The organism is Neochlamydia sp. AcF65, from assembly GCF_018342435.1.
Lineage (GTDB): Bacteria > Chlamydiota > Chlamydiia > Chlamydiales > Parachlamydiaceae > Neochlamydia.
On record NZ_JAEMUE010000008.1, the window covers coordinates 21,315 to 30,841 of the forward strand.

Below are 9,527 nucleotides of genomic sequence, written 5' to 3' on the forward strand. Positions count from 1 at the left end.
CCTCCTTTTGCTACACTTTCAGTATGTATTAATCCTTCCTTATCTTGCCAACACTTTTATTTACACCCGCTATAATCAAAAATAATATTTAATTATTGACAACTTTTTGGAGGTAGGTAAATATGACAACTTTTCTTATTTGTAAATGCAAGAAGCTCAAATGAACTCAACTGATGCATATGATCACCCCTCTATAAAGGGAATTGAAAAAATAAAATCTATGATCACAAATCTTTTTCCTGCTTATTGTGATCCTACCTCTAGCTTTATTATTACTAACCTGAAAAGAGAAGGTCAAGATTCATACTATTGCCTTGTTATTCAACAAAAATTGCTTAGACTTACGTGGAAAAGCAAACAGGTAAAAAGTATAGATGTCTTTGATATTGAGCAAGGAGACTTTTTCGTAGACGGTGAAAAACAAAATGTGTCCTTCCTACGTAAGTTCCAAGAAAAGGTTGTTCTTATTTTAGAAGAACTGAAATCAAATCGAGCTATTGTCTTTAAAGGAGAAACATGATGATGCATTCAACGCCGTCTATCCCTGGCTACTACATTCCAACTGCCTTTGTTAAACAATTTAATTTAGGAACAATCATTTCAGACTTAAAAAGTGATATTCCGAATCTTGTAGTTAATGAGAAAGACACAGACTCCCTTACATCACAGGATTACGACCATCTTACAAAACTTTTAGAAGATGTCTCTGTACTAGCCCTTCCCGATGCTCCCATTGTAAATAAGCTTAAAAATGCTCTTATAGATTATGCAGCAATTCTTCAAGTATCCGACTCAGAAAAAAATTTAGTTTTCCCTAACTCGGTAGAAAGAATGTGTGTTATGGGGACTACGGACCCTCAAATCTGCGAAGATAGTCTCAACTTTAATCCTGAAGAAGCACCTGGAAAAATTGCACATAACAGTAATCCCAATTCATGTTATGTGGCGGTATTGTTAAATACAATTTGCGATGAGAATTTAAAAGCTTTGTTCAATTTTCCTCAAGCAGCCGAGGAGAAGAAAAGCTTAAGTAATGAATTTAAGGAAAAGATTGGGGAAATAATACGAAAGCATCAATCTTTGGAAGAAGCAATAATAACTGAAAGACATGAATTATTAACAAAATTGAAAGAAAAAGAAGGCAGCAGTAGCTTATCCGAAAGAGAACGCGCCATTCTCGATTGCTTAGAGCCCCTCCTTCAACAAATGGAGCAGGAAGAAGAGAGTGAAGAAACATCTACCACACGGCAAATGGTTAACAAGATTGTAAATCTAATAAGAAATGAAATCGCAGACGATCTTCAAGGGGTTATAGCGCCCTGTATCCATAAGATCAATCAAGGATCAATGGTGCATTATCAAGCATGTCATGAAGGGGCTGTAAGCTTAGAAGAGATATCACAAATTCAAGCAGTCTTAACACTCTATAACTTTATTGGGCGCGATTCTTCACCGAATGAGGACCCTATGGATATCTTAGGCAAGGTTCTGGAATACGTAGCCCCGACTTTTACATTGATTAAAGGTGTAGAAACTCGTCATTACAACTTAGAAGAAGTGGCTACAACTGAAATTGAAGAAGTAACATTGAGTTCAGAAGAGTTAGGGCCGATAGGCTTAATCATTGTAAATAAAGAAGGTAAATCAAGCACAGATATATCAGCTATTACCGTCCCACTTAGTAGCCAGACTGGCCAAATCAATCTTTCACAAGCACTTAATCAGTTTCTAACTGATGACTCAGAGACTGATCCAACAACCGTTTACATGCGCAAAGAAGGATGTGAGAATACGTATTTAAAGTATTCAAATGTTAAGCTTATCACAATTACTAAAACTCTTTCCAACGCCCCTTCAACATTAATTTTAGAAGTGTCTGGAAGTTTTGAATCCAGGATAGGTGAGGCTCTTGAGACCCACGTGACTTATCAGGAACAGATGCAAGTGGCTACTGATGATGGCGTTCTGCACTATTATGTATTGCAACAGGTCAATTGCCATCGAAGCCAGCATGAATATGCCTATCTAAAGCGCCATAATATATGGTATTTATCAGACGACATGTGCCCTGTGCGAAAAGCTACGATAGAGCAGGCCTCGCTGGATGCTAGTCATATTTGCCAGTACGGCAGAGTGTTTATCTATAAAAAAGTTGGCAAAGAAGCTTTTGAAAAGATTGGAAATCAGGTATATCAGCTTTCGCCTTCCAAAGGCATTGAAAACTCAGATGCAGATAATATAAGTTTGCAGCAATTGCAAGGGCGTATTCAACCCTGTAAACAATTGTCTGATTCTAAGCTACTACCTCTATCGGTTTCTCCTTCTGCAATTGCTGAAAATTCAGCTCAAGATGAGGTGGTACCGCAGCAATTAGAAGGGCTTATAAAGCTTTGTAAACAATTGTCTGATCCTAAATCAGCATCCCTACAAGTCCTGCTAGAATTATCATGGGGAATTGGAAGTATTCCGAAAGAAAAGAAATTTTCAGAGAAATGGAACGGTTTCATTTTAGAGCGACATTGGCTACTTTTGGAAGATGTTTCTCGGCAAATTGTCAATAGGTTTCCAAAATATCCTAATCTCAGTTCCGATGATAATAAGGAATCTCAAAAACTTGTATCTCAATTTTCAGGAAGCGCAGAAATCCTTGCAACCATATTTGTGACCTTAAAGGATATAGAAAATAACACTCCCGCACCCTTATCATCGGAAGCACTTGAAAAGCTTTTTGCATTGCAGGAGATCGAAACTTTGTTTTACCCTGCTTTTGATACTTTCGTCTTGGAACAGGTTGAACGCAATATTCAGGTTGTAAAAACTGCTTTAGATTCGCAAAACCCTGTCAATTGGCTCAGGGAAGATGACATTCATATTAAAGCTCTATTCCGCACCATCGAAGTTATTGGAGAAGCCTCAAAAATACTCAGCGAAAAAGCCAGACAACAGCTTCCCACGCTGATGATTAGTATTAACGAAAAGAAAGATAAGCCGCTTTGGGGAAAACTTAGAAATCAACTGCATCACAATAAAAGCCGAAGCTGGGATATCGCAAAGCTAGCGCCGGAAAAATGGGCTGATTTATTGACACATCTACTTCCACAGCTTGAAAAAGAAATTAATACTTATAGACAGCAAACTCAAACTCCTAAACTTTGTATAGCGCGACCGCAACTAATCGATATTGAGATTCTGAAAAATCTAAGCGGCCTGTGTGGGCAAGAGCAGTTTCGTGAAGTCCGCAGTGCGTGGCGCCAAATAAAGGACAATTTTAATACAGAGCCGACCGTCTTAAAACGTATATTATTTGGCTTTGAAAATGTGGAGGAAAATCATTTCCTAGATATATGGAAGAAATATGCCTGCCCCAATCTCAACCCTAAGGCCAATGCCGATAAAAACAAAATTCTGGTTTTCGAAATGCTTCGAATTGGAAGAGAAAACTTAATTAAGGATTATGACATTACAAGATTGCTGCCATCCGCAGGAAGTCGGAATAAAAACAGCGCTGTTGCTGAGATGAAATGTTTATTGAGGTCAGTAAGCCAAGCCAATGAACCTAAGAAAAATAAGGAACTGGCCAGAGCTTTTGAAAGGCTAGCCGATCAATTTGTATTTTTAAAGGGTGAAAGCATTCAAACTAAGAAAAACAGAAAAAATCCAACCAATACGGACCTCAAGGAAATTATCAAACGTGATACTAAAAAAAACGAAACCCTTAAAAAACTCATGTCTCAGCGGTTGAGCCAAGCCAATCCTTTTCAATTCTCCGAGGCTACTTTTAGAAATCAGGATAAATCCCTTACTATATACGGTAAATTACTGCAGTCCTATGTCGAACTAAAATATCTTTATCATCTTCCACAACTCATTGAAAAGATGAAAGAATCATTAAAGAAGATTGGTGCAAGTTGGCCAAAGGAAGAGATCAACGATTCTAACATACATATTCTTGGAAAATTAGCCAAAAGCAAAACAGGCTCAAAAGGCAAAACAGATCGAAAAAGCAAACCAAGCTCTGAAGGTGCTTTTGCAAAGTATTTAAAAGAATTCCATGTAGAAGAACATTTTATTGAAGTACCGCCAGGAATTGATTGGAATCAACTTGAAAAAGATCTAAAAACTTTTCCAGCCAATCGAATTGACCATCATATTAGTAAAACAAATGATCTGACTAGTAAATTAGAATTAATCAAGGAATTAAATAAAAGCAAAAGTACTTGCCTTGCTGCTATCGAAAATATAGACAAGTTTTTGGGTCAGATCACATATAGCAAATCTCGCATTCAGGCTCAGGTTGAGGCAGACTTTACCACTTTGATAAAGCTATTTGAAACAATCGGACAAATTGCGACTTGCGATAGGGAAAAAGCTAAACAAGATCTTCAGATAGTGAAGAAGATTTTTACTCGTTATGCTTTTACTAGTACTGAAGATTTTATCAAGAAACTGAACACGGCTCAAATTACTCATTCGTTTTCCGCAGAAACTCCTAGTTTGCATTCACTTCATATGAAAATTTTGTCAAGCTTTGAAAGCCAGATAGAAACAGATCTTGGAAATAAAGTCGATGAGCTGAGCAGAGAAGCCGAGGCTGAACTTAGCACACCTTATGTTCAAAAAGCTTTAACTCTCAACGTTATACAGCTCCCCCATTTTAAAAAAACAGGGGTTGAAGCAAAGCGCCATGTTGCCCTGCTTGGAGATATCTATCGGGCCGGGCTGGACGAACCTACTTCTGATTATCATAAAATGCTATTGGCTTGGAAAAATATCGAAGGAAAAGCTAATTGCCAACGATTATCGACTAAGAAGCTAGACAAAGTGCTTCAATGGCTACCATCTGACGATGAAATCAAAAATGATGAAAAACGCAAAGTAGCTAAAAAAGATCTTAGTGATTATTTGAAGGGTCTTAAAGGATTTGGAGAACTTAAGCTAGGCAATTTACCACGTTTTGAACGTGGATATGAAAAAATTAAGGCCTTCAACATCTTTTTGGAAAAGGAGTGTTTTTCTGCCTTTCCTACTCTCAAAGATAAAAAAGACGAGCTGATCTTTTATTTTAAAATTGCTTACAGAATCGTTGGTGATCAAGCTAAAGCTAAGCATTTTTCAGAACTTTTCGCGAGTAGAATTGACAAGCTTGGTACCACTTTTTCTCAAATTCTAAAATTGGAAGAGAATGACCCGTCTTCGCCAAGCAAGGATATCCATCTTCTGAGCGCCGAGTATGAGATGCAGGACATCGGAGAATTGGCCCAGCTCATTACCGATCGGCCGTCACTATGGGAGCATGGACGCCATATCCTATCTCCCCAGCATCTTCTATGGCTCAGTATAATGCGGAAAATGATGGCACATTATCCCCTCATGTTAGCTCCTCACGTCATGCGTTGGAATCTCGAATATTTGGCATTCGATACTAACAGCATCCTTTCTAATAGCAATCCTATTTCCTTTGGCCTTCCATCAGCCGAAAAGCCAAAACGGAATTCAATGATCAGCCATGATCTCAGAGAAAAGATATTCGATATTGAGAATCATTTAGGCCGCCTGAATTTGAACTTAAACATGGACATCTTACACCCTTCACTACATACACTTTATCAACCTTATATTCATCCATTTGGCGATTTGGCAGTGATGGTTTATCCAGGCCAGGTGAAGCAGTCAAAAATAGACTTTATTCATGCTGTGATGGAGCTTGAGCTAATATTAAACTACGAGCTAGATGCCAAAGTAAGTGTTATTGGAGGCTGGGAAAAAGAATGTGTAAATATTCCTTGCGAAAAATATATACCACAAGATTACCTGACAAGGATGATAAAGGAGAAACAACCACTACATAACTGGATTATCAGCATAGATGCCTATACAATTTTTCTTGATAAACCATGGGCATCTGTATTCTACAACTCTAGCCTTGAGGTAACACGGGGTGATTTCGAACTTTATCATGACTTAGTATTTTTCTTGAAAGTACTTGAATTTCAGATGGGGCAAAATGATTTAAAGCGATTTTTAGATCAGCCAGATTTGAATTTTTATATCCACAAGATGTTGGCTAATCAGCTGCCTTGTGCCCAAGCTCACTATTCTAAAAGCATATTGTTTAAATGGATTTGCTGTCTTTTTGAACGATTTTGTCCTCCTGGGGCGGTTCCATACCATCCGGTCTGCTTGCCGAAAGCATACAATGATGAGCGCCCGCTCATTACTATGCTGGATAAGCACGGCAATGGACTGCAGCTCATGCCAATAATTAGGGAGGACGGGGAATATATGAAGGAGAAGACCGATGAAACTGGTAAAAGCTTATACTATAGAGACAACTTACGCCTAGATTTCTTAAATGGACGGTCACTTTTAGATCCTTCCACACCGGTCAACAATTCGGAGCTCATCCTTTTAGCCAATTATGCGGCATGTGTTCTTAAACATCATGCGGCTTATATTCAGGAAAAGCTCCAACCTGAGAACGGACTAGATCGGCCGCTATTTAGCCAGGTACAAAGCATTCGAGTTAAGGATCCCGAGCTTGGAGAGAAGCCTCCCTGTTTAAGCAGCATTGGCCCAGAAGTCAAAAAATTAATCGATAAAGAAGTAAAAGATTTAGGAGATAAGATTATCACTATGGTAGCTGGTTTTTCTCGGCAGCACGGAGAAAATTTTTGCATATGGATGCTGGAGTGGATGAAAGTAGATAAAGAAATTCAGCAAGTTGCCCAAGTCTATTATGAAGAAAACCGCCAGCGTTTGAGAAAATCTTATACCCAAATGGACGATATATCTCAGTGCGTCTTTGATAATTTATATTTCGGTGAGGGTTTCAAATGGAGCAACTTTCCCTGTGTAAATAATTTTCGACTATTTCTGGAACGCATTCATCTGGAGACCAATTCGCTTCAGGTGGACAGCAGTACTAAGCTGCAGGTGATTGGTGATTTTAGCGACAAGTTTAAAGCTCTCGTTCCTGAGAGCGCCATGCAAGAATCTCTGTTGCAATTAATGAAAAAACGTGAGTTAACCATGTATTTGGTGGTCAAATTCTTCCCTAGGAAAGTTTCCCATTTTCAATGCATTGAGGAGGAAATTAATTTTTACTATTCGAAATGGGATCGGCTTTTTCGGATGGTAAGTAGTCCAAAGGTATTTGAAGCGCTTAGGAAAAATATCTCCTCACTTTTTATTAGTGAAAGCCGGGTGGCACTTCAGCTTGAACTGATGGAGGATTTTCAAGAGCAGTATAAAATCGCCAATTTGGAAGACAGTTTTGCCCGTAGCCTTGACCACGGCCAGGAGATTCACCTTTTCAATGCCAGAGTTTACTTTGACGGAAAAAATGACACGAATCAGGCTATACAACAACATGAAAATTTTATGCGACTTTTGGCAAACTCAGAGCTCAAGAATAAATTTTTAAAAGAGTGGGAAGAACAATTTGGTGAGCCATTCAAACCTCTTTATTATAAGAGTCTCATTGTAGAGGCCAGAGAATCTACAGCTGTTATCATCGGCAGCGGTAGTTTACCCGATCACGATTTTGATGACGTTGCGACTTATAGCATGTATTGGAAGTTTGTGGAAGATAACTACCCCGTTTGTATGTCTGTACCCATAAATACTAGCAGGAGAGCAAGATCATTTAAACAATGTATGGTGGAGGGCATGACTTTTCAAAAAATTTGGGATGACCCTGCAAAAAGACAAGTGCTTGAAAATAATAAAAGAACGTGTAACTTAATTAAAGCTTATATGTCCTTTTTTGATTTGGAAAGTACTTTTTTAGATTTGTCTTCTTTTCTTAAATTGCAATGCAATAGATATAACGACCTGCTGTGCAAGAAGGAAAAGGCCGAGCAGCAGAAAAAAGAAGATTGGATTCTTTCGCACTATAACAAACGGCTCAAGTATGTTCAATATTGCTTTGAAAAAGTATATTTAAGATTTAAAGATACGCTTGATAAAATTGCTAGGGCAGACTTCTTTAATATGCTAAAACTTTGGGTGAAACGAAAACATTTCCTGGAAAATAATGGAGAAATATTGTCTGACGGTGAGCAAAAAGAACAAGCGTTAAAGCTACTATTTGAAGAGAGAGCCATTACTACCCAGGAGCTTAGCGAAGCCTGTAAATTATTCTCGGTTCAGCAATAATAGTTTAAGAAAAAGCTCGTAAGAATTAAGAGGTCAGAAGAATAGAAAATATCTTAATAAGCTTTAGAAACATCTAATTATAGCTTTGAATGTATCTCAGTAATAGACTTTTTTGATTAGCCACGTATAATCATCTCTCTTTCGTACGAAGGAGGAGATGATGGCAGGAAGAGGGGTTTGATCTTGCCGGAAAGTTAGATTGGCAACGTCCTAGTAGCCGATGGTCTTTTTAGCGGGGAAGAGAGGAGGGCAAGAGATTGATTTAAGGCTATAGAGGAAAAGGAACAACCACTCATTGATTAGTAGAAGGAAAGGGCTGGCCTGTAGCTTTTGAGAACACAGCTGCCAATGGAGATGAACGCCAAATGGCAGAACCTTTAATCAATCAAGTTCAGCATTGCATCGATAAGATAAAAGATTTATTAGAGCTTTTTCCTATATTTGAAGCAGATAAAGGATGCGATGCTAAGTGCTTAAGGGATAGGATATTAATACGAAAAATTTTTCCTTGGATTTATAGGCGGAAAAAGCCCGGGAAAACGACTGAGAAGGCTAGTTCTACTTTAAAAAGAATGAGATGGCAAGTTGAAGGAGCAATACCTTGGTTGCAAAGAAGATTTAGGCGCCTCGTAGTTAGATGGGAAAGAAAAGTAAATTATTGGCAAGCATTTCTTACTTTTAGTTTAATAGGTTTTTGGATAGATTAATTAGTTCGACCTGAATTAACCTTAAAAATTTATTCATTGCATCCATATTAGAAAGAAAAATTATGAATTTTCTTTTAGACCTAAGTTAAAAAACTGCAAATCCAAGAATTTTTGTTGATGAGTATGAAAATTGGCTAAAAATTAAGAGTTTTAGAGCAGGAGGTAGCCTTCAAGATAGAGCATTAAAGCAATTTAAAGAAGAAAACGAGTTTTTTTAGCCTGAATAAAGACGCTTGGGAGAATTTTGAGCGATTAGCCAGTTGTAAATTAAACGCATGTTATGGCCAATTCCACATAGAATGGCGTTAAAACAATCTCCCAAACGGCCTTTAAGGTAATTGCGTCCCAGTTTGCCATCATTCTTCATATGGCCGATATGAGGTTCTATGGCTTGGCGCCTTTTAAGTTGGGACTTAATCCATTGTGTAAGGCCTTTTCTTTGCCCAGAAATAAATATGCTTTTGCCTTCTACCGTATGACCTCGATAACCTTTATCTACAAAAGCTACTTCGATGTTCTTGCCGCTATTATGTTGAGCTTTCTTAATAGCTTCTTCAAGCGTATGCCCATCGTACGGATTGCCATGAATGGCACTAACATCTAAAGCTAACCCTTCTTGATGAGTGATGACTAGCGAAGTTTTGCAGCCAAATTCATATGAGT

General features: G+C 38.1%; 4 protein-coding genes. 3 read left to right on the forward strand and 1 reads right to left on the reverse strand.

The window, feature by feature from the left end; translation table 11 throughout:
* Positions 1 to 145 precede the first annotated feature (145 nt).
* From NEOC65_RS00520 to NEOC65_RS00530, 3 genes are all read left to right on the forward strand, one after another.
* Positions 146 to 520 (forward strand): hypothetical protein, encoded by a 375-nt coding sequence (locus tag NEOC65_RS00520; RefSeq protein ID WP_213155368.1) that lies wholly within the window; start codon positions 146 to 148, stop codon positions 518 to 520.
* Positions 517 to 8,157: a hypothetical protein gene (locus NEOC65_RS00525; RefSeq protein ID WP_213155369.1), complete on the forward strand. Its 7,641-nt coding sequence runs from the start codon at positions 517 to 519 to the stop codon at positions 8,155 to 8,157. Before NEOC65_RS00520 ends, NEOC65_RS00525 begins: the two co-directional genes overlap by 4 nt.
* Positions 8,158 to 8,522: 365 nt before the next feature.
* Entirely contained in the window at positions 8,523 to 8,864 is a 342-nt protein-coding gene (locus NEOC65_RS00530) for a hypothetical protein (protein ID WP_213155370.1), read from the forward strand.
* 214 nt (positions 8,865 to 9,078) lie between these two features.
* Here the strand turns inward: NEOC65_RS00530 and NEOC65_RS00535 are convergent.
* On the reverse strand, positions 9,079 to 9,527 hold a 449-nt coding region (locus NEOC65_RS00535), incomplete at its 5' end, for a transposase (RefSeq protein ID WP_349305277.1).